13 protein-coding genes and 2 pseudogenes are annotated in these 20,300 nt (G+C 70.6%); 5 read left to right on the forward strand and 10 right to left on the reverse strand.

From position 1 onward, the window contains the following. Positions 1–143: 143 nt before the first annotated feature. The 7 genes from WBG99_RS06250 to WBG99_RS06280 form a co-directional block, all read right to left on the reverse strand. On the reverse strand, positions 144–1,511 hold the full coding sequence (locus WBG99_RS06250) for a tryptophanase (RefSeq protein WP_338895355.1): 1,368 nt from the start codon (positions 1,509–1,511) through the stop codon (positions 144–146). 80 nt (positions 1,512–1,591) lie between these two features. Beyond that, positions 1,592–2,755: a tryptophan dimethylallyltransferase family protein gene (locus tag WBG99_RS06255; protein WP_338895356.1), complete on the reverse strand. Its 1,164-nt coding sequence runs from the start codon at positions 2,753–2,755 to the stop codon at positions 1,592–1,594. 349 nt (positions 2,756–3,104) lie between these two features. Next, positions 3,105–4,445 (reverse strand): cytochrome P450, encoded by a 1,341-nt coding sequence (locus WBG99_RS06260; protein ID WP_338895357.1) that lies wholly within the window; start codon positions 4,443–4,445, stop codon positions 3,105–3,107. Positions 4,446–4,458: 13 nt separating this feature from the next. Beyond that, positions 4,459–5,052, reverse strand: coding sequence for an ATP/GTP-binding protein (locus WBG99_RS06265; protein ID WP_338895358.1), 594 nt, complete (start codon positions 5,050–5,052; stop codon positions 4,459–4,461). Then, positions 5,027–5,404 (reverse strand): DUF742 domain-containing protein, encoded by a 378-nt coding sequence (locus WBG99_RS06270; protein WP_338895359.1) that lies wholly within the window; start codon positions 5,402–5,404, stop codon positions 5,027–5,029. Before WBG99_RS06270 ends, WBG99_RS06265 begins: the two co-directional genes overlap by 26 nt. Continuing rightward, positions 5,401–5,802, reverse strand: coding sequence for a roadblock/LC7 domain-containing protein (locus WBG99_RS06275; RefSeq protein WP_005475236.1), 402 nt, complete (start codon positions 5,800–5,802; stop codon positions 5,401–5,403). The genes WBG99_RS06270 and WBG99_RS06275 overlap by 4 nt, the downstream gene beginning before the upstream one ends. Then, the gene (locus WBG99_RS06280) at positions 5,802–7,004 is read right to left on the reverse strand and encodes an ATP-binding protein (protein WP_338895360.1); all 1,203 of its coding nucleotides are present in this window, start codon (positions 7,002–7,004) and stop codon (positions 5,802–5,804) included. The genes WBG99_RS06275 and WBG99_RS06280 overlap by 1 nt, the downstream gene beginning before the upstream one ends. A 971-nt stretch (positions 7,005–7,975) precedes the next feature. On the opposite strand from WBG99_RS06280, the gene WBG99_RS06285 reads away from it, so the two are divergent. Then, positions 7,976–9,472, forward strand: a complete 1,497-nt coding sequence (locus WBG99_RS06285) for an FAD-binding protein (protein ID WP_338895361.1) — start codon at positions 7,976–7,978, stop codon at positions 9,470–9,472. A 597-nt stretch (positions 9,473–10,069) separates the two neighbouring features. On the opposite strand, the pseudogene WBG99_RS06290 reads toward WBG99_RS06285, so the two are convergent. Next, a pseudogene (locus tag WBG99_RS06290) lies at positions 10,070–10,550 on the reverse strand (thiamine pyrophosphate-dependent enzyme); the annotation flags it as partial. A gap of 135 nt (positions 10,551–10,685) precedes the next feature. Between WBG99_RS06290 and WBG99_RS06295 the strand changes: the two are divergent. Then, on the forward strand, positions 10,686–11,381 hold the full coding sequence (locus tag WBG99_RS06295) for a hypothetical protein (RefSeq protein WP_338895362.1): 696 nt from the start codon (positions 10,686–10,688) through the stop codon (positions 11,379–11,381). Between the two features lie 124 nt (positions 11,382–11,505). Here the strand turns inward: WBG99_RS06295 and WBG99_RS06300 are convergent, their stop codons facing one another. Next, positions 11,506–13,185: an AMP-binding protein gene (locus WBG99_RS06300; protein ID WP_338895363.1), complete on the reverse strand. Its 1,680-nt coding sequence runs from the start codon at positions 13,183–13,185 to the stop codon at positions 11,506–11,508. A 157-nt stretch (positions 13,186–13,342) separates the two neighbouring features. Between WBG99_RS06300 and WBG99_RS06305 the strand changes: the two genes are divergently transcribed. The 3 genes and pseudogenes from WBG99_RS06305 to WBG99_RS06315 all read left to right on the forward strand — a co-directional run bounded on the left by WBG99_RS06305 (position 13,343) and on the right by WBG99_RS06315 (position 18,326). After that, the gene (locus WBG99_RS06305; RefSeq protein WP_338900242.1) at positions 13,343–14,185 is read left to right on the forward strand and encodes a helix-turn-helix transcriptional regulator; all 843 of its coding nucleotides are present in this window, start codon (positions 13,343–13,345) and stop codon (positions 14,183–14,185) included. Positions 14,186–14,370: 185 nt separating this feature from the next. Continuing rightward, positions 14,371–17,228: pseudogene (locus tag WBG99_RS06310) on the forward strand (AAA family ATPase). Positions 17,229–17,528: 300 nt separating this feature from the next. Next, positions 17,529–18,326 (forward strand): serine protease, encoded by a 798-nt coding sequence (locus WBG99_RS06315; RefSeq protein WP_338895364.1) that lies wholly within the window; start codon positions 17,529–17,531, stop codon positions 18,324–18,326. Between the two features lie 384 nt (positions 18,327–18,710). On the opposite strand, the gene WBG99_RS06320 is transcribed toward WBG99_RS06315, so the two are convergent. Further along, on the reverse strand, positions 18,711–20,018 hold the full coding sequence (locus tag WBG99_RS06320; protein ID WP_338895365.1) for an RICIN domain-containing protein: 1,308 nt from the start codon (positions 20,016–20,018) through the stop codon (positions 18,711–18,713). Positions 20,019–20,300: the final 282 nt, after the last annotated feature.

The raw sequence follows: 20,300 nt of genomic DNA on the forward strand, positions 1-20,300 counted from the left end.
CGAGGCGACCCTAACCGACCGAAACATCCCTCCGCCCCGCACGGGGCCAGGCCGCCCGCGCGGCGCCATGGCCCCATGGCCGGTCGTCGTACCGGGCTCCGGTCGGTCGAGGCGGGGTCTGCGGTGACCGCCCAGGGACCGCCTCAGGCGGTCACCGGCTGCAGTTTGGCGCGGAAGTGCCGCAGAATCGGGGACTGCTCCACGATGCGGTACCCGCGGACGGATTCCGCGTCTTTGGCGATCCGTTCCAGGGACCTCGCGACGTGGTCGTAGTGGCTGCGGGTGTAGACACGGCGTGGGAGCGCCAGTCTGACCAGTTCGTACGGCGCGCTCTTGACGGGGTTGCCGTCCTCGTCCTCCTCGCCGAGATAGAGGGAACCGAGTTCGGCCGAGCGGATGCCGCCTTCGAGGTAGAGGCGGCAGGCGAGGGCGTGGCCCGGGTAGTGGTGGGGCGGTATGTGGGGAAGCAGCCGTCCGGCGTTGAGGTACAGGGCGTGCAGCCCCGGGGGTTCGAGGATGTCGACGCCCGCCGCGCGGACACGGTCGGCGAGATGGGAGGCGACGTCGGCCCGCTCCGCGAGGTACGCGGGCTCGGTCACCTCGACCAGGCCGGTGGCGATCATGTCGAGGTCGCGTCCCGCGAGACCGCCGTAGGTCGCGAAGCCCTCGGTGGCGATGAGGAGCCGTTCGCACTTTTCGGCGAGTTCGTGGTCGTTGAGCCCGATGAAGCCGCCGATGTGGACGATGCCGTCCTTCTTGGCGCTCATGACGCAGCCGTCGGCCAAGCGGAACGCTTCTTCGGCGACCTGGCGGGGGGTGTGACCCTGGTAGGCCGCTTCGTGGCGGGTCACCAGCCAGGCGTTCTCGGCGAATCTGGCGGCGTCCAGGATCATGGGGACACCGTGCCGACGGCAGATCTCGGCGGTCTGCCGCAGGTTCTCCATGGAGACCGGCTGGCCGCCACCGCCGTTGTTGGTGATCGTCATGATCACCACGCGGACACGGGGGCCCTCCGGTCCCTCGAGCGTGCGCCGGAGCGCGTCCAGGTCGATGTTCCCCTTGAAGGGCAGTTCGCTGTCCAGGTCCCGGGCCTCGTCGCAGGGTATGTCATGCGCCTGACACCCGGAAAGCTCCACGTTGGCCCGGGTGGTGTCGAAGTGGGTGTTGGACAGGACGACGCCGCCGGGCTCGAGGAGCGTCGAGAACAGGATGCGTTCTGCCGCACGTCCCTGGTGCGCCGGCAGGATGTGCTGGTAGCCGGTCAGTTCCGTCACCGTCTCGTGGAAGCGGTAGAAGGAACGCGAACCCGCGTAGGACTCGTCGCCTTCCATCCCCGCGGCGAGCTGTGCGGCCGAGATCGCGCCGGTGCCCGAGTCGCTGAGCAGATCGATGGTCACCTCCTCGGCGCGCAGGTCGAAGAGGTTGTAGTGCACCCGTTTCAGCGCCGCTTCGCGCTGTTCCCGAGTGGTGAGCGCGATGGGCTCGACAACCTTGATGCGGTAGGGCTCCACTCTGATCCCTGCTCCTGACGTTCCGTGGGCTTGCTTCGTGTTCCGCGTGCTTGTTTCGTGTCCGGCGTGCCGGCGACCGGCTAACGCCGTCCGGCGGCGGGCACCCCCCGAGACGACAGTGGCGCGGTCGGCGGCCGGACCTCGTAGGCTTCCGACGAAATGTACGCGGTCACCCGCGGCGGCCGGCCCTGCTCGTGGGCCAGTGCCACGTACGCGATGAGCCCTGCACCGTCCTGCGGCTGCCGCGAGGTGACGGCAGCCAGCGACCGGTCGAGCAGGGCGGCGGTGTCCACACCGTGGCGGTCGAGGACGGCCCTCGCCCGCCCGAGCGCCTCTGAGTCGTCCCGGGCGTAGTCCCTGACCGGTACATGCAGGGTGAAGCCGGTGGGTCCGCCCGTCGTCCGTCTGAAGGAGTGGCAGGAGAGGACGGGCCGCCGGTCGAACCGTTCCTTTGACCGGGCACCCGGGTGCCCCGTCCCGTCGTCGAATCCGCCCACCGTGCGGAGGAACTCCTGCAACGTCTCGCTGTCGGGGCCGGATTCCATCCGGCACAGACCGCCGGCGGCTGTTGCCGGCAGCCCGTGATGAGTGGCGTAGATCTTCACTCGGGGCTCCGCCCAGTCGCCCAGGTCGAGCGCGAAGAACGGATAGCCGTCGGCCGGCGGCAACGCGTCGAAGGCGTGCCGGTGGCCCAGCCGGTCCAGTGCCTCCCGTACCGTCTCGGCGGCCCGCGTCGCGCCGGCCGCCGCCGGGTTCAGGTACACCTTGGCCCTGGGGACACCGCCGGGGAACAGCTCCAGCGCGATCCACAGCGCCAGCGGACCCTGAGGGTCGGGAGGCAGGAACAGGTCCTCCAGCACGTCCAGTTGATCGGTGGCGAAGCCCCAGCGCCGCGCCATCGACCGGATGACGCGCAGCCCGGTGCGCCCGTTCTCCCCCAGGCCGCCGGCACCGCATCCCGGTTCCAGCAGTACACGCACCGTCGGCGGCGTGTCCGGTGTGAAGGAGAGCGAGAACTCCACCGGTGTGGAGTCGTCGGACAGGAAACTCCGGGAGGGGGGCGGCAGGTCCAGGGGCCGTTCGGCCGCCGCTCCCAGCGCGTCGGTCAGTACGTGCGCGTATGTCTCGGCGTCGGACCGTCCGAGTCCCGACACCTGGCACAGCCGCAGCAACTGGCCCGTCACGAGCCCGCCGAGCGTCCGTTCCTGCCGGGTCCTGCCGGCGCCGGACCCGATGGCGCTCACCGATGCTCCTGCCGCCGGTCGGAGTGCGGAGGCAGGGCTCCGGGCGGGGATACCACCCCGTGGGTGGCGAGGGCGCGGGAGGATACAGAAAGATACCCGCCTACCCGGGCGGGTATCTCGTCTCGCTGCGGCCGGTGGCGGGGCACGCGTCTCGCGGCCTCCGCGTGGTGTAACGGGGTGCGTCGTCGGGAGCGGTGGGAAACGTCAGGATGTAGAGCAGAACCTGCGTCGGTTGATATGTGGTACACGACACTTCCCTTTGTTCATTGGTCACCACGAATGCCGCCGCGTTACTACCCCTTTGGTTGAACACTCATGCAGTACCTCCTGTCACAGGCTGTTGTGTACGTCACCCCTTCAACCAGGACAGGAAGGAGCCCCACACACCTCGCTCCGGCTTGCGGCCCGCCGTGGCGTTCTCGCCGCGTGCGGACGTCTCCGTCGCGTGCGGCGGGTTCGGCCGCTGCACGACCTGAGGGGTGAAGCGGCAGGGAAGCGCGGCCAGCGCGCGGTGGAACGGGCCCGGACGCCAGGTCAGGCTGTCCTCTGGCACCGCGAGTTCGATGTCGTGCAGCCGATTGAGCAGGTTCTCGACGGCCACCATGGTGACGAGGCGCGCGAGTTCCTTGGAGGGGCAGGCATGCGGGCCGGCACTCCATGACAAGTGGGACCGCCTGCCGCCGGTCTGGCGGGCGGCGGTGAGCGCCGGGTCGGTGTTGGCGGCCGTCATGCTGACGAGGACGAGATCGCCCGCCCTCAGCTTCGTCCCGCCGAACTCCATGTCGGCCGCGGGATAGTGCGGCGCGTAGTTCGCCATGGGCGGGTTCTCCCACAGCGTGTCGTCGATGGCCTCGTCGATCAGGCCACCGTCGGCGTACCGGTCGTGGAGAAGCAACCGGTGCAACGTGTTGCCGATGAGGTTGCGCAGCGGTTCGGCCCCCGCCCCCAGGAGCAGGATCAGTTGGTGGACCAGTTCCTCGTCGGTCAGCCCCGCCTCGTGCCTCATCAGGTACGAGGCGACGTCGTCGGCCGGCCTGGCCCGCTTGAGCGCCACCAGTTCGAACACGGCCTGCCCCAGCACTTCATTCGCCTTCTCGGCGTTGACGCCTTCGAAGACTCCCGAGATGCCGAAGACGACCCGGTCGCCGACGTCCGCCGGGCAGCCGAAGAGCTCGTTGAACACCAGCAGCGGCAGTTGCTTGACGTACTCGTACATCAGGTCGACCGAACCGCGGGAGGCAACCTGGGCTATGAGGTAGTCCGAGGCCCGCCTGGTCATGTCACTCAGTCGACGGGAGTCCACCTTGGCGAGGCTGTCGGTGACCGCCTGGCGCAGTCGCGCGTGCTCGGCACCGTCGGTGAACATGCAGTTGGGCCGGTACCCCAGCATCGGCACGACCGGGTTGTCCGGGCCGACCCTGCCTTCGGCGACATCCCGCCAACGGCGTGCGTCCTTGCGGAAGTTGCCGGGATCCTGGAGCAGTCTCAGCGCCGTCGCGTGGTCCGTGACGAGGGTCGCGTCCACACCGGGCGCGATCTCGACCGGCGCGGTCGGCCCGTAGAGCCGCATGTGCGCGTAGTACGCCTGCGCGTGGGCCGCGAACTCCGGCCCGTACAACGGAACACGCTGTCCGCTGTCGTGGGCCGGACAGCCGGGTGGGGGTGCGGGAAGGGCGGAATCAGGGGTCATATCAGCTCTGCTCCTAACGGGCGCGGTCCATCAAGTAGCGGACGAGCGTGATCAGGGCTTCGGCGGACGACCGCTCATCCCGCGCGTCGCAGGTGACGACAGGGGTGTCGTCGAGCAGATCCAGCGCTTCGCGCAGCGCCCTTGCGTCACGTATCGACGTACCGTCGAAATGGTTGACCGCGATCGCGTAGTCGAGTCCGTAATGCTCGATCAGGTCGATCACGGCGAACGAGTCGGCCAGCCTCTCGGGGTCGACCAGCACCAGCGCTCCGAGGGCGCCGCGGGCCATGTCCTCCCACATCTGCACGAAGCGCTGCTGGCCGGGTGTACCGAAGAGATACAGCACGACGCGGTCGCTGACGGTGAGACGGCCGAAGTCCATGGCGACCGTTGTGGTGGTCTTGTTCTGGACGCCCTTCAGGTCGTCGATCGCCTCGCCCGCCTGGGTCATCGTCTCCTCGGTGGTGAGCGGCGAGATCTCGGAGATCGACCCGATGAACGTGGTCTTGCCCACCGCGAAGTGCCCGACGACCAGGATCTTCACGGCGGTCTGCGTCTCGCCGCCCGGGACGTAGGCGCGCTCATCCAAACTTGGACTGGAGACCATGGAGCACCTCCTCGAGAATCTTCAGGTTGGCGACGGGAGCGCGCGTGACCGGCGGGCGGGTGACGAGATAGCCCGCCTCGGAGAGGGCGGCCAGCAGGATCTTGACCACCCCCACCGGCAAGTGGGTGTGCCCCGCGATCTCGGCGACGGAGAGATAGCCGCCGACACACATCCGCAGGAGGTTCTGTTCCTCGGGCGAGAGACGGGCAGGCCGCTGCTGCTGCTCGGCCACCGCCGTGACCAGCGTGATCAGGGAGAGCTGGTTCTCGCCGGGGAGACTGCGGCCACCGGTGATGACGTATGGCCGCACTAACTCGGCGGCCTCGGGCTCCTGCTTGTCGGAATCGGTCATGGCCGTACCACGCTGCTCTCCCGGGGAGGGGCCGTCATGACCTTCCCCAACTGGCCGACAAGCTGCTGCATCCGGAAGGTGATGTCCGCCATGTCGACGTCGGAGGAGGCCGACACGGCGAGGTAGGCGCCGTCACCGGCAGAGATCAGGAAGATCCAGCCGCCGTCGAACTCGACCAGTGTCTGCTGCCAACGCAGATCCGACCGGGAGCAGAAGAACGCCAGCGATCGGCTGAGCGACTGCATGCCGCTCATCGCGGCGGCGGCCTTGTCCGCGTCGTCCTTGTCCACGTCCTTCGAACGGGCTCTCAGCAGGCCGTCGGAGGAGACCAGAACCGCGTGGAGAGCTCCGGGGATCTCCAAGGCGCTGTCAAGCATCCATGAAAGATCGTTGTTCATCAGACCTCGTGCCCTTCGCTGCTTGCGTCAAGGGTGCTGCTCGGCCGCTCCGCCGCCTCGGGATGTGTGGCGCGGCCCGCGTCCGTTCCCTGCTTGAAGGCGGCCATGATCGCTGCCGTGTCCTCACTGCGACGCTTCGGGGCCGGCGAGGCGGACGGGCCCGTCGAGACCAGGGCCATCGGCCGCTTGCGCCGCCGCTTGGGCAGACCGTCCTCGGTCGTGGCCATGGGCAGCGAGGGCTCGGGATCGGTCTCGTACGAGGGGGCACCCGCCTCGACGGTCGACGACACCTCCCTCGGCGTCACCGAGTCCACCGACGCCGTGGGCTGCTTCGGCTCCGGCATGCTGGTGAGCAACTCGTCGGGCAGCAGCACGACCGCCCGCACACCTCCGTAGGGGGAGGTGGAGTCCACCGACACGGTGAAGCCGAACCGCTCGCAGAGCACACCGATCACCGCGAAGCCGAACTGCGGAGGGTTACCCAGCCCCGATACGCCCGTGGCCCGCTCGCTCGTCAGGAGTTTCTCGGCTCTGGCCTTCTCCTCCTCGTTCATACCGACACCGGCGTCGTCGACGATGATGCAGACGCCCTTGGGCACGGAACGGACGTTGATCTCGACCACGGTGTCCGGGCTGGAGTAACTGGTCGCGTTGTCGAGCAACTCCGCGAGCGCCAGCGCCACCGGTTCGACGACCCGGCTGGTGATGCCGAAGTCGACCTTCGACAGGATCTGCGCCCGCTGGAAGTGCCGGATCCTTCCCTGGGCACTGCGCACCACGTCGTACACCGAGGCCACGTCACGGTGCCGGCCGAGCCAGCCCTCGCACAGCACGGCGATGGACTGTGCACGCCGGCCGAACTGCGCGTTCATGTGGTCGATCTCCAGGAGGTCCTGGAGCATGACGGAGTCACCGTACTTCCGCTGCAGCCCGGAAATGACGCGCTGCTGCTCGGCGGCCAGACCCTGCAATGTCCGCATGGCGGACTTCAGGGCCGTCCTCGTTTCTCCCTCGGCTTCCTGCTGGGCCGCACGGACGGATTCCGAGTATTGGCTCTCCAACTCGCCGTAGTGGTTCCTGAGCTCCGCGATCTCCTGTCGTAACTTCCGCGCCGCACGTCGCTGACGAACAATCAGGACGGCGGCGACAAGGGCTACGGCAAGGAGTGCCCAGAGCGCCGGATTTTGCATGTATTGCGTCATGAGACCCTCTTCAGGCGGCCGAAAGCCAGCTACTGAATTCCCGTCAATTCACACAGACCGAAGGCCAGCCACTCGGGAGTTGCCATCCAGGCCTCCACCAGTGGCGAAAGATGCTCCTTTTGCACCCATCCGCCCGTTCGGCAAGTGCCGTGATCGTATCATCACTCCGACTGATGACGGCCCGTCAACGTACGCAACACCGACGTGAGTTGACCCGCCCCGGAACGTCCCGCACGCGGGTGTACGGATGATAGACGGGTGCATTGCGTCACCCACCCCGAACCCTGCACGTCGCCGCAGTCGAGCACCGGCGGCCGAGTCCGCCGTTCGGACCGGGCCGGGCAAGCGGACGCTCGGCTCGTGGGGCCGCGAGGGTGTGGAATACGGGAGCGCCCACGGCCGGGGCGAGTCGGACGGGCGGCTTCGTCGACGGGGACGGCAGGACCGAGGCACCATCCACGCGTCACCATCCGTGGTTCCGCCCGCCGTTGGTGGTTCGGCCTGTCGCGCGGTGAGCCCCTCGGAAGCCATGATGGGCCGTAAGCGGAATTTCAGGGGGAGATCGCTGTGGGTGGGAACGACGGCCCTGACACCGGACCCGGGTCAGGGCACTCGTTTGACTCGCCACGCCGTCGGCCAAGCCATCCCGACGTCGGCGCCGCTCCCCCGGACCCACGGGAAGCGCAGGCGGCGTGTTCGGGGAAACGGCGGTGTCGGCTGTACGCGGCCGTGTGCGGCCGGGGCACGCGTCCTCCGGCGGTCACCCCGGGTACGGGCGGCGAAGGCGGTTCGCCGGCATGCCGCCGACCGGGGCACGGCGTCACCGTGCGGAACGTGGAGGCCGGGCCGTGCGCCGGAGTTCGGCCGTCGACCCCGCACGACTCGCTCAGCTGATTTCGCCCCGAGGCCAAGACGACGAACCCGAGGCGGGTGTGCCTACGACCCGCCGCGCCACTACCACGGAGAGTGTCATGTCACCCGAAGAGCATGGTCCCCTCAACAGACGTCAGTTCCTGTCCCGGTTCGGAGCCGGGACCGTAGCACTCGTGGCGGGCTTCGACCTGGTCGCCCGGCAGTGGGTGACCGAGGCCGCAGCCGCGGAAGGTGCCTCGTTCGCCACAGCGCCGTCTCTCGACGGCACCCTCACGTTCGACGCGGAGTCCATAGCGGCGAACTCGCACGACCAGGGCAACATCGTGTTCCGGAGACCGTGCGCGGTGCTCCGGCCGGGGTCGGTCCAGGACATCCGGAAGATGGTGGGCTTCTGCGCCCACCACGACATCAAGGTCGCACCGGCCGGTACGCACCACGCGATGTTCGGTCAACCGCTCGTGAGCGGTGGCCTGATCATCGAGATGCAGTCACTGAACACGATCCACTCGATCGGCACGGACGGCGCCGACGTCGATGCCGGCGTGCTGTGGAAGGACCTGATCGAGGCCACGTACGAGCAGGGTCTCACGCCGTCGTCGATCACCAGCTACACCAAGACGACGGTCGGCGGGACGCTGTCCATGGGCGGCATCGGGATGATGTCGGCCTACCGGGTCGGCGCGCAGGTCGATCACGCCCGGAAGCTCCAGGTGGTCACGGGCGAGGGGCTGGTGAAGCAGTGCTCCGACACGCAGAACAGCGACCTGTTCGAGGCGGCACTCGCCGGACTCGGCCAGTGCGGCGTGATCACGCGAGCCACCGTCGATCTGGTACCGGCCAAGCAGCTGGCCCGGACGTTCCGGATCGGGTACTCGGACATTCCGACCTTCTTCCAGGACGTCCGCGTCCTCGCGAACCGCGGCGAGTTCGACTCGCTCGGCAGCATTCCCCAGCCGGGTACGGCACAGCCCCTGACGCTGTGGGCCACCGTCTTCCACAACCCGGGCGAGGTACCCGACACGTCCCACCTCCTCCGTGGGCTCAGCTCGGCCGCGGACACGGCGCCCTTCGAGGACTCCCCCTATCTCGACTACATCTCCTTGGTCACCACGATGTACGACGCGTTCGCGGCGAACCTGGACTGGGACGCGAAGGTCAAGCCCTGGTCGGACCTGTTCCTGCCGGACGGCGCCGTCGAGAAGTACGTCGAGTCGGTGTTCACGTCGTTGACCTCCGAGGACCTTGGCCCGACCGGTTTCGGGCTGGTCTTCCCGATGCTGCGTTCGAGCTACGGCCGACCGCTGCTGCGGCTCCCCAGCGAGGCGAGCGGCCCCTGGGTGTGGCTGGTCAGCGTGCTGACCGATTCAGCGGAGTCCGGCCCCGATCCTGAGTTCGCGTCCCGGATGACGGACCGCAACTACCGCTTCTACCAGGAGGCGGCGGCCGTCGGCGGCGTGCGCTACCCGCACGGCGCCTGCCCGTTCACGGAGGCCGACTGGCAAGCGCACTACGGCTCGATGTGGTCGCAGTTCACCGCGTGGAAGCATCGCTACGACCCGAGCGGCATCCTGACACCCGGTCCGGGCATCTTCTGACCCGTCGGGTTCAGGGCCCCGGCGAGAAGCCGGATCGCAGAACCGCTCGCGCTTGATCGCCGGCGCCGGTGTCGCCGCGGCCCTCCTCCGCCCGTGTCCGCTCCGGCCGACATCCGCCTCTCGCGGTGACGCGTTGATCCCGCGCGTCACCGCGAGCAGCGCCACAGGAGTAGCAGAAAATGTGTTCCGCAATGCGGAAGTCATTGCGGAACGGCGGCACCAGAGGCCCTATGGGATTCCCGGAGCAGCGCCGTCCTGCCTACGCAAGTGTGCGTAGGCCGTTTACGGAAACCTCAAATCAACCTCTGAACCCCTGCGCACGGGCTTCAACTGCCCCTGGGTGAGGGAACATTCTCATCACACGAGGCCCGTCGGCACGGGGGCGGCGGGCCTCGACGGGGGAGCACACGGGGGAACGGGGGAGGACGGGGGAACCGGGGGACCCCACGCCGCGGCAGTGCGACGAGGCGGCCCGCAGGGGAAGTCGCGCCGCCGCGGCGTGGGGTGTTCCGGCCCTCGGCGCGGAACGGGGCGGGCCGGCCCACCCTCCGGACGGGCCGGCCGCTGACGTCCGCGCGCTCTCGGTCGTCCGTGGCCTCAGACCTTCAACGGCCTGATCGACGTGGGCGCGTGGGCGGGCTCCGTCTTGAGGTCCTCGAACTCCACCGCGTTGCCGATGTCGTTCGTCGTGGACATCGAGATGTCGGTGACGCGCTCCAGGATCGCCTCGACGACGACCTGCACCCGGTAGTCCGCCGTGAGCTTCTTCGCCTGCGCGAAGGCGGCGCCCGGCTCGTTCGGGTCGGTCGCCTCGCAGCTCAGGCCCTCCGAAACCTTGACGTGGTCGACGCCGTAGACGCCCGGCTCGGGCGAGTTGACGTTCTCGGACTCCAGGCTGACCTGGAAGCCGATGCCGAAGGCGCGCTGGGCCTGGCGGATCAGGCCCAGGTAGGAGTTGTTGACCAGGACGTGGACGTACGGGATGCGGCGCCGGCGCTCTGGGAGAGGCCGACGGTGGAGACGTACGGGTCTCGGGGCCGAAGGTCATGTTCATCTCCTCGTAGACGCGCTGCGGCTTGGGCCCGGGGCCTGGATCGTCAACGGCGTGGACAGCGGATCGGCCTGGCCGGTCGAGGAGTTTCCCTGCCGGAACGGCCTTGTCTGCACGACGATGAGGGGGCGTCTGCGATGTGGCCGGAGGTGGGGGTGGAGCATGAGCGAGAGCATGCCGGTGCGGTGCCCGGACTGCGGGCGGGAGCATCAGTACGCGGCCCCGGCCTACCCGTGCGCCTGCGGCACTCCCGTCGCCCCGCCGCTGAACCGCCGGGCCGCCCCCGCCACCCTCACCCACCACACCTGGGACGAGGACTGGGTCACGGTCCGCTGCGGGAGCTGCGGACGGCGGGACCAGTGGCCCCACCCCGAACTGGGGTGCGCCTGCGGAACCGTGCTCCGCGTCCCCGTCGCGGGCGCCCTGCGGCCACTGGGGGATCCGAACGGAGCCGACCCGGCCGCCCGTCCCCGTACAGCCTTCCAACCCGTCACCATCCGTGCCGCCCGCGACGCGGTCACCGCCGTCGCCCTCTATCTGCGCTGGCTGGGCTACCGGGACATCCGCCGCGCCGACCAGCGGCAGCCCTCCGGGGTCGGCCTGGCCGCGCGGGGCGTCCTGGCCCAGGTGGACCCCTCGGTCCGCCCGGCCTCGCCGCGCGACGTCGAGTGTCTGTGGCTGACCGCCATGACGGAGTCCACCGACTGCGTCTACTTCTCCCTCGCCGGGTACGCGCCCGACGCCCGCGACCGCGCCGACGGCCTGGGCGTCTGCCTGTTCGTCCTGGACCTCACGGGCACCCCGCAGCCGGTGAACGGCGCGGCGACGCAGCTGGTCGCCACCGGCGCGGGGACCTGAGGGCCTGGGCCCCGGCGAGGGGCTGCCCCACGGCGGCGTACCGCTCCCGCAGCTCGGTCTTGCGCACCTTCCCCGACACCGTCATCGGGAAGGAGTCCAGGATCCGCAGGACCCGCGTGTGCCGTCACCGGAAGTCCTCCTCGCGGTACTCCGCGTCCGAGCCCCGGGCCGTGGACTCGCGCAGCTCGATGCGGCGGATCTTGCCCGACACGGTCTTCGGCAGGTCGGCGAACTCCAGGCGGCGGACCCGCTTGTAGGGCGCGAGGACGGTCCGGGAGTGCTCGAAGAGCACCTTGGCGGTGTCCGGGCCCGGCTCCCAGCCGGCGGCCGGCACGATGTACGCCTTCGGCACCGCGAGCCGCGTTTCGTCCGGCGCGGGCACCACGGCCGCCTCGGCGACCGCCTCGTGCTCCAGCAGGGCGCTCTCCAGCTCGAACGGGCTGATCTTGTAGTCGCTCGCCTTGAAGACGTCGTCGGCGCGGCCCACGTAGGTGATGTAGCCGTCCGCGTCCCGTGCACCGATGTCCCCGGTGCGGTAGTAGCCGCCGGCCATGACCTCTGCCGTTCGGTCGGGGTCGCCGTGGTAACCGGTCATGAGGCCGACGGGCCGGTTGGAGAGGTCGAGGGCGATCTCTCCCTCGTCGGCGTCGGGGGCGCCCGAGACGGGGTCGAGGAGGACGACCTTGAAGCCGGGGCCCGGCCTGCCCATCGAGCCGGTCTTCAGGCGCTGGCCGGGGCTGTTGGAGACCTGGACGGCGGTCTCGGTCTGGCCGAAGCCGTCGCGGATGGTGACGCCCCAGGCGCGGCGCACCTGCTCGATGACCTCGGGGTTGAGGGGCTCCCCGGCCGCGACGGTCTCGCGGGGCGGGGTGCGCAGCCGGGAGAGGTCCGACTGGATGAGCATGCGCCACACGGTGGGCGGGGCGCAGAAGGTGGTGACGCCCGCGCGCTCCATCGCGGCGAGCAGCCGGCTCGCGTCGAAGCGGGTGTAGTTGTGGATGAACACGGTCGCCTCCGCGTTCCACGGGGCGAAGAGGTTGGACCAGGCGTGCTTGGCCCAGCCGGGCGAGGAGATGTTGAGGTGGACGTCGCCGGGTTTCAGGCCGATCCAGTACATGGTCGCCAAGTGGCCCACGGGGTAGGACACATGGGTGTGCTCGACCAGTTTGGGCCGGGCGGTGGTACCCGAGGTGAAGTACAGCATCAGCGGGTCGGTGGCGTTGGTGGCGCCGTTCGGCTCGAAGCGGGCGGGCGCCGCGTAGGCGTCCTCGTACGGCCGCCAGCCGTCCACCGTGCCGCCGACCGTGGTACGGGTGTAACGGCCGGGTACGTCCTGGAACTTGGGGGCGTCCTCGGCCCGGACGATCACGTGCCTGACCCGGCCGCGCTCCACCCGGTCGCGCAGGTCGGCGGAGCCGAGCAGCGGGGTGGCGGGGATGAGGACGGCGCGCAGTTTCATGGCGGCGAGGGCGGTCTCCCACAGCTCCGCCTGGTTGCCGAGCATCACGAGGACGCGGTCGTCGGCGCGGACGCCGCGGTCCCGCAGCCAGTTCGCGGCCCGGGAGGAGCGCTCGGACAGCTCGGCGAAGGAGAGCCGGGTCTCGGTGCCGTCCTCTTCCACGATGTGCAGGGCGGTGCGGTCGTTCCCGCGTGCGATCACATCGAACCAGTCGAACGCCCAGTTGAAGTACTCCGGGCGCGGCCAGGTGAAGCCCTTGCAGGCCGTGGCGTAGTCCTCGCGGTGGGCCAGCAGGAAGTCCCGGGCAGCCCGGAACTCGTCCGTGGCGCTCGTCCTCGCCGACATGTGTCCTCCTCATTGCCGGACGGTCGCCTGACATCGTGTAATGCGTGATACACGTCTCACTACCCCCGAACGGGGGTGTGCGCCGCGCGGAAGGGGCGAGTTCGTGGCACTGGATCCCTCGGATTCCGTCGGGACGGCCTGGTCCGGCCGGGCGGACATGCGCGGCACGCTGAACCGGCTCCGGCGGGCCACCGGGCTGCCGCTCGCCTTCGCCGGGCTGGTCGAGCCCGGCCCCGGGCAACTGCGCATCAGCGAACTCCAGGGCAACCGGACCACCGCACTCAGCGGCCTGGCGGTGCGCCCGGGGAACGGTCTCGGCGGCAAGACGGTGGCGCTGGCCCGTCCGTGCCAAGTGACCGACTACTCCGTCTCCCGCCAGATCAGCCACGAGTACGACGCCGCGGTCGATGCCGAGGGCATCCGCTCCGTCCTGGCCGTCCCCGTCGTCGTACGGCGGCAGGTCCGCGGGGTGCTCTACGGCGCCCTGCGCGCGGCCCGGCCGCTGGGTGACCGCGTCGTGGAGGCGGCGCTGGAGGCGGCACGGGACATGGAGCAGGCACTGGTGGTGCGGGACGAGGCACACAGTCTGCTGGCCGCGATCCGGGCCACCGTCGGGCACGAGGTCTCGCCGGGGGCGTGGGAGGAGGTCCGGGAGGCGCACGGGGCACTGCGCGCGCTCGCCCCGCGTATCGACGATCCGGTGCTGCGGGCGGAGCTGCTCCAGGTGTGCGGACGGCTGGCGGGGGCCACGGCCTCCGGCGCGGGCACCGGGCCGGCCACACCCGCCACGGACGGCGGCGGGGCGGTCGCCCTCACCCCGCGCGAGGTGGATGTGCTGGCCTGCGTCGCGGTGGGCGCGACCAACGCGGGCACCGCCGAGCGGCTGGGGCTCCGCCCGGAGACCGTCAAGGCGTATCTGCGATCAGCCATGCGGAAGCTGGGGGCTCACACACGTCTGGAGGCGGTGGTGGCGGCCCGCCGGGCGGGGCTGCTCCCGTAGGGCCGACGGTTCCCGGCCACTACCCCACCGGCGGGGTCGCCCGCTCGCTCTTCGGGTGACAGGCGTGCGCAATTCCTGATGACGTACCCTCCCTGTTATTTCCCTCACCAGGGCTAAGTTCCGAAATTCAAGGACCGGACGCCTAATATTGGCCCGGACACGACACTCGAGGGGAGCGGTGGCCCGTGCGACGGGACTTCAAGGAGCCTGGGAGACCCCGCCCCGACCTGGTCATAGGCAGGGAGGAGCTGTTCGTGGGCGCGCGTGAGCAGCTCGCGCGCGGCGGCAGCGTGCTCGTGCACGGCTCGGCGGGCATCGGAAAATCCACCGTCCTGCGTGCTCTGGCCGCGGAGAACGAGGCGTCGGCACGGACGGTGCTGCGCTGCTCGGCCACCGAGTCCGAGTCGCATCTGCCGTTCCTCGCGCTGACCGACCTGCTCGGTCTCGTCCTGGACGAGGTGTCCGACCGGCTGCCCGCCCCGCAGCGCACCGCGCTGGAATCGGCTCTCACCGGCCGTGGCGAGTCCACGCTCCAGCGGGACGGGCTGGCCCTGCGCCTCGCGGTCCTGTCGACCTTGCGGGCCCTGGCCGCCAAGGGTCCCGTCCTGATCGTCGCGGACGACCTCCAGTGGCTGGATCCGGCCAGTGTCGAGCTGCTCGGGTTCGCCGCGCGCCGGCTCGGCGAGATGCCGGTGCGCATGCTGTGTGCCGTGCGTACCTCCACGGACCCCCATGGCCACGAGCAGGACAGGTATCTACGCGCGTCCCCTCCCGACACTCTCGCCCTGCGGGTCAACCCGCTGTCCAGAGCGCACGTCGCCGAGCTGCTCGAGAACCGCGGCTACACCGGTCTGCCCCGTTCGACCGTGCGGGACATCCACCACACCAGCGGCGGCAACCCGCTGTTCGCCCTGGAGCTGGGCCGCGCCCTGGCCGACAGCCCGACCCCGCCGCGCCCGGGGGAGCCGCTGCCGGTGCCGACCTCGCTGCGGACCCTGGTGCTGAACCGGCTGGACATGCTGTCGGCCGAGGCCCGGCACACCCTGCTGGTCGCCAGCGGGGGTGCCCGGCCCACGGTGGCCCTGCTGCACGCCGCCGGGCGGGAGAACGCCGAGGCGGAGACCGCGCGCGCCGTCGAGCTGGGGCTGCTCGCGCCGGAGTGTGAGGGGCCGGGTGTGCGGTTCGCGCACCCCCTGGTGTCGGCCGCCCTGTACGCCGAGGCCACCGCCCAGGAGCGGCGGGCCGCCCACGCCGCGCTGTCCACCGCCGCCGTCGACCCCATCGAGCGGGCCCGTCATCTGGCGCTCGCCACCCACGGCACCGATCCGCAGGTCGCCGGTCAGCTGGGCGAGGCCGCGGCCGTGGCCCGGGACCGGGGCGCGCCCTCGGTCGCCGCCGAGCTGGGGCTGCTCTCTGCCCGGCACACCCCGGGGGACGCGACGCCCGGCCCGGACGAGCGGCGGCTGCAGGCCGCCGAGGACGCGCTGACGGCCGGGGAGAACGACCTCGCCCGTGACATCGCCCGGGACGTGCTGAGCCGGGCCACCGAGCCCGCCGAGCGGGTGCGGGCATGGATGGTGGTGATCGACGCGGCCGGGCAGTCCCTCGCGGAGGTCGACGCCGTCTACCCGCAGGTACTCGCCGACGCGGGCGACGACCCGCGGCTGCTCGGCCTGGTCCGCTACCAGCTCGCCTGGCGGGCGCTGGTCCTGGAGGGCGACTTCGCGGAGGGCCGGGAGGAGGCCGCGCGGGCGGCGGAGCTGGCCGGGCGGGCCGAGGACCGGCGCACCGAGCTGCTGTCCCTCGCCTTCCAGGCACAGGCCGAGATCCTGATGGGGCACCCGGACGCGCCCATGACGATCAAGCGGGCGCTGAGGGAGCCGCAGGACCCGCAGCTCGCGTGCCACCACAACGGGGCGGGAGCGACCCGCTTCCGCTGGCTGATGATGAGCGACCAGCTCGGCGAGGCGCGCGCGACGATCACCTCGCTGCTGCGTGAGGTGCGGCGGCGCGGCATGGTCGAGAGCGAGGTGCACTATGTGCGTTTCCTCGCCGAGACCGAGCTGCGTTCCGGACACTGCGGCCGGGCCCTCGACCTGGCCCGGGAGGGCTATGTCCTGGCCCGGGACTCCGGTATCGGCGAGGGTGCCTCCGCCATGCTCACCTCGTTCGCGGAGGCCGCCGGCGGTGACGTGGAGCGGGCCCAGGCCCTCGCCCGGGAGGCCGCCGAGCACGCCGAGCAGGACGGCGACCTGATGTATCTCTCCCGCGCCCTGGGCGCCCTCGGGCACGCCCGGCTGGTGGCGGGGGACGCGCCGGGGGCGGTCCGATCCCTGCGCCGTGTACGGGAGTTGGAAGACGGACTGGGGGTCACCGACCCCGCGCGGGGCCGCTGGCACGGCGATCTCGCCGAAGCCCTGGTACGGGTCGGCGAGTTGGCCGAGGCGCAGGACGTCATCAACGTCACCCGGCAGCAGGCGCTGCGGCTCGGCCGGGAGAGCGTGCTCGCCGTCCTCGACCGGGCGGAGGCGCTGGTGCGCGCGGCCCGGGGTGAACAGGACGCCGCAGTAAGGCAGTTGACCTCGGCGCAGGACCGGCTGGCCAAGCTCGGCTACGGGCTTGAGGAGGCGCGGGCCGCGTACGCCCAGGCGGGGCTGCGCACCCTCCCCCAGGCTCTGGGCCCCGCCCGGCCAGGGGGACGCCCGCGCCCGGGCCCGCCGCGTACGACGAGGCGACGCGGCTGTTCCGGCGCTGCCGTGCGCTGCCCTGGCTGCGTCAGGTGGAGCAGGCCTCCGTGGCCCCGGCGCCCCCGCAGCAGCCACCGATCGCGCCGCCGGCGCTGGACGCCCTCGCCGTGCTCGCGACGACGGAACGCCAGGTGGCCGAGCTGGTCATGGAGGGGGCGACCAACCGGGAGATCGCCGGTCGGCTGTACATCAGCGTGAAGACGGTCGAGGCGACGCTCACGCGGGTCTACCGGAAGCTGGGCATCCGGTCGCGTGTGGACATCGTGCGTCTGGCGGCGGGACACCGTACGAACTGACCTCCCCGGGACCGGCTGACGAGCCCCTCCCGGGACCGGTGCGCGCAGCGACCTTGCGGCTCCAGCCTAGGCTCAAACCCCGGCCCGGGTCATCGAGGGTTTTCCCTCCCCGACTCGGCTAGGGGGATCCCCCCTTGGGAGCGGATTACCACCGCTCATAGTTTTACGCCGTGCCGCACGCCAGGGCACACGGACCGGCTCACCGCCCCGCTCGGCTCCCCCGGGCGGGGCGGTCCGCACGGTCCGTGCACCACCCCCCACCCGCGCGTCCCCCACCGGCAACCCCCCATGAGGAGAACCATGTTCGGGTTCAACCGCGCCAAGAAGTCGATGGTCGCCGCCGCGGCCACCGCTGCCGCCGCCGCAGCCGCGCTGCTCACCGCTCCAGCCGCCGTCGCCGCTCCCCAGCCCATCGTCGGTGGTACGACCACCACCGCGAGCGCGTACCCGTACGTCATGCAGATCACCAACGCCTCGCAGACCCAGTTCTGCGGCGGCACCCTCGTATCACCCACCAAGGTGATCACCGCCGCCCACTGCGTGGACGGCAGAACGACCTCCAACACCCGTGTCGTCGGTGGCCGCACCTACCGCAACGGCACGAACGGCACCGTCAGCACGCTCAGCAAGATCTGGATCCACCCGAGCTACAACGACTCCACCCTGAACAACGACGTGGCGGTGCTGACGCTGGCGGTCGCGCAGCCGTACACCACGACGTCGTACGTCACCTCCTCACAGACCGGCGTCTACGCGGCCGGCACCACCGCCCGCATCATCGGCTGGGGCACCACGTCCTCGGGTGGCGCCTCCTCCAACCAGCTGCGCACCGCGACCGTGCCGATGGTGGCCGACTCGGTCTGCGGCAGCTCCCGCTCCTACGGCTCCGCGTTCATCGCGAGCACCATGGTGTGCGCCGGTTACTCCTCCGGCGGCGTCGACACCTGCCAGGGCGACAGCGGCGGTCCCCTGATGATCGGGGGACGCCTGGCAGGCATAGTTTCCTGGGGTTACGGCTGCGCCGACGCGCAGTACCCCGGTATCTACACCCGGCTGACCACCTTCTCCAACACGGTGGCCGCGCAGATCGCCTCGTAGCCGAGGCGCGGCGCGTGCCGACAGACTCCTGAGGTACGCCCTCAGGAACTACCAGGGGGCGCTGCGAACCTGCCACGAGCGGTTCGCAGCGCCCCCTCACGATGTCGGGTGCGTCGGTCTCGCGCTGTTCGGTCAGGCACGCCTCCGCGCAGGCGGCGCACCGTTGCGGCGTGCGGCATCGGTCGCAGACCGGTGAGGGATCAGCCGCGAAGTCGAGTTGAGGGTTCTGTTCGGTCTCCGCCAGGGTGGCCGGGATGAAGGCGTGTCGAGTGCCGGGTTCTCCTCGACACCCCCATCGACTCGGATCGCAGCAGAGTTCCGGGCCGCCCGGCTATCGGCGGTGCCCCGCTCTGGTCGCTTGAGCTGGGCTCCCGGCCGGTGGGCTCAGACGCGTTGGCGCGTGAAGCGCTGGTTGGCGTTGCCGGTGTAGGTCCATTGGGAAAAGCGGGCTCCGTCAGAGGTGGAGTACTCCCAGACGTCCATGGCCAGGCCGCTGGCCCGGTTGACCAGGCTGACCGTGCCGTCGCCGTGGTCGACGACCCTCCACTGCTGGCCGACGGCGCCCGTGTCGGACTGCTGGGTGATGTCGGCGCCGCCTTCGTTGCCGGCGGTCTGGAGCACCAGGCCCGAGTGGCGGGCTCTGATGCGGACGTGGCCGTCCCCGGAGTCCAGGAACTCGAACTGCTGGTTGGTTCCGCTGCCGGCCCTGTACTGGATGAGTCTCGTCCCGGCCGCCGTGGATGCCTCACTGATGTCGGCCGCCTTGCCGCTGTGCTGGGCGACCAGGCGGTAGTGGGCCGGGCCGCCAGGGGTGTCGCCCAGCTGGGCTTCCCACCTGGTGTTGGACCCGGACGCGTCGGCGGGGAGGCGGTCGCGTGCGGCGGTGTCGCCGTACATGGTCCAGCGGGCCCAGTCGACGACGGTCCTCGGGAAGCGCTGGTCGCTCCAGAAGCTGGTGTGGCTGCCGCCGACGAAGGTGAGGAACGCCTTGGGCCAGGTCATCTCCGAGTACGCCTGCCGGGCCGAGGAGTACGACGTGGTCGAGTCCCGGTCGCCGTGCACGAACAGGACCTTGGCCGAGACGGAGCTGGACGGGTTGCCCATGTCCACGCAGGACTGGGGGTTGGCGGAGATGATCCGGCTGTCGGGCCAGGAGGTCAGCAGACCGTGGGTGACCATGCCGCCCAGGGAGTGGCCCGAGACGCCGACCCCGATGCCGGTGTTGACGTGCCCGGCCAGCGGTCCGCTCGCGTTGAGCGCGAGGGTGTTGGTGAGGATCTGCGAGACGTCCTTGGAGGTGTTGCCGTTGTTGACGTCGCTGAAGTTGTGGTTGAAGTGCGGGGCGGGGACGACGAAGCCCGCCGAGGCCAGGGCCCGGATGATGAACAGGGAGTTCTGCGGGCTGCTCCCGTAGCCGTGGGTCATGTTGTAGACGGGGAAGACGCCGTTGGCGACGGGGGCGTCGGTCACCGGGTTGCCGCCGGGGGTGCCGGTTGCGGGGTAGTAGACGTAGGTGGTGCACGGGCGGCTGCCGCGGGTCCAGTTGTACCGGCGCACGCCGACCGCGAACGGCGTGGTCGGCGCCGTGTCCAGCGGCCCGACGGCGGCCGGTGCCTGTCCCGCGCCGACCAGAGACAGGCCCACGCCCGTCGCTCCGGCCGCGCTCAGGCTGAGGAATGTCCGTCGTCGCATCACATGACTCCTGGTGTGAGATGAGCGGGTGGTTGGTCGGCTGATGTGGGGGCCGGCGTCCAGGTCTTCGGCGCCCTGGACTGACGGAAGCCGTGTCGGCTCCACATGCGGCGCATCGGAACGGTGAGGACTCCCTTGCCTTTGACGCAGGTGTTCGGTGGGAGACGATGTGGGTGTTGTCCTCACCCTGTTCACCTTCACGTTTCGCCTTGGCCCCCTGCACATGGGGACCGCGAGGCCGACCGGGGGTTGTCCCGGCCGGCCTGGCGGTGTTGTTCCTTC

It is taken from the genome of Streptomyces sp. TG1A-60, assembly GCF_037201975.1.
Lineage (GTDB): Bacteria > Actinomycetota > Actinomycetes > Streptomycetales > Streptomycetaceae > Streptomyces.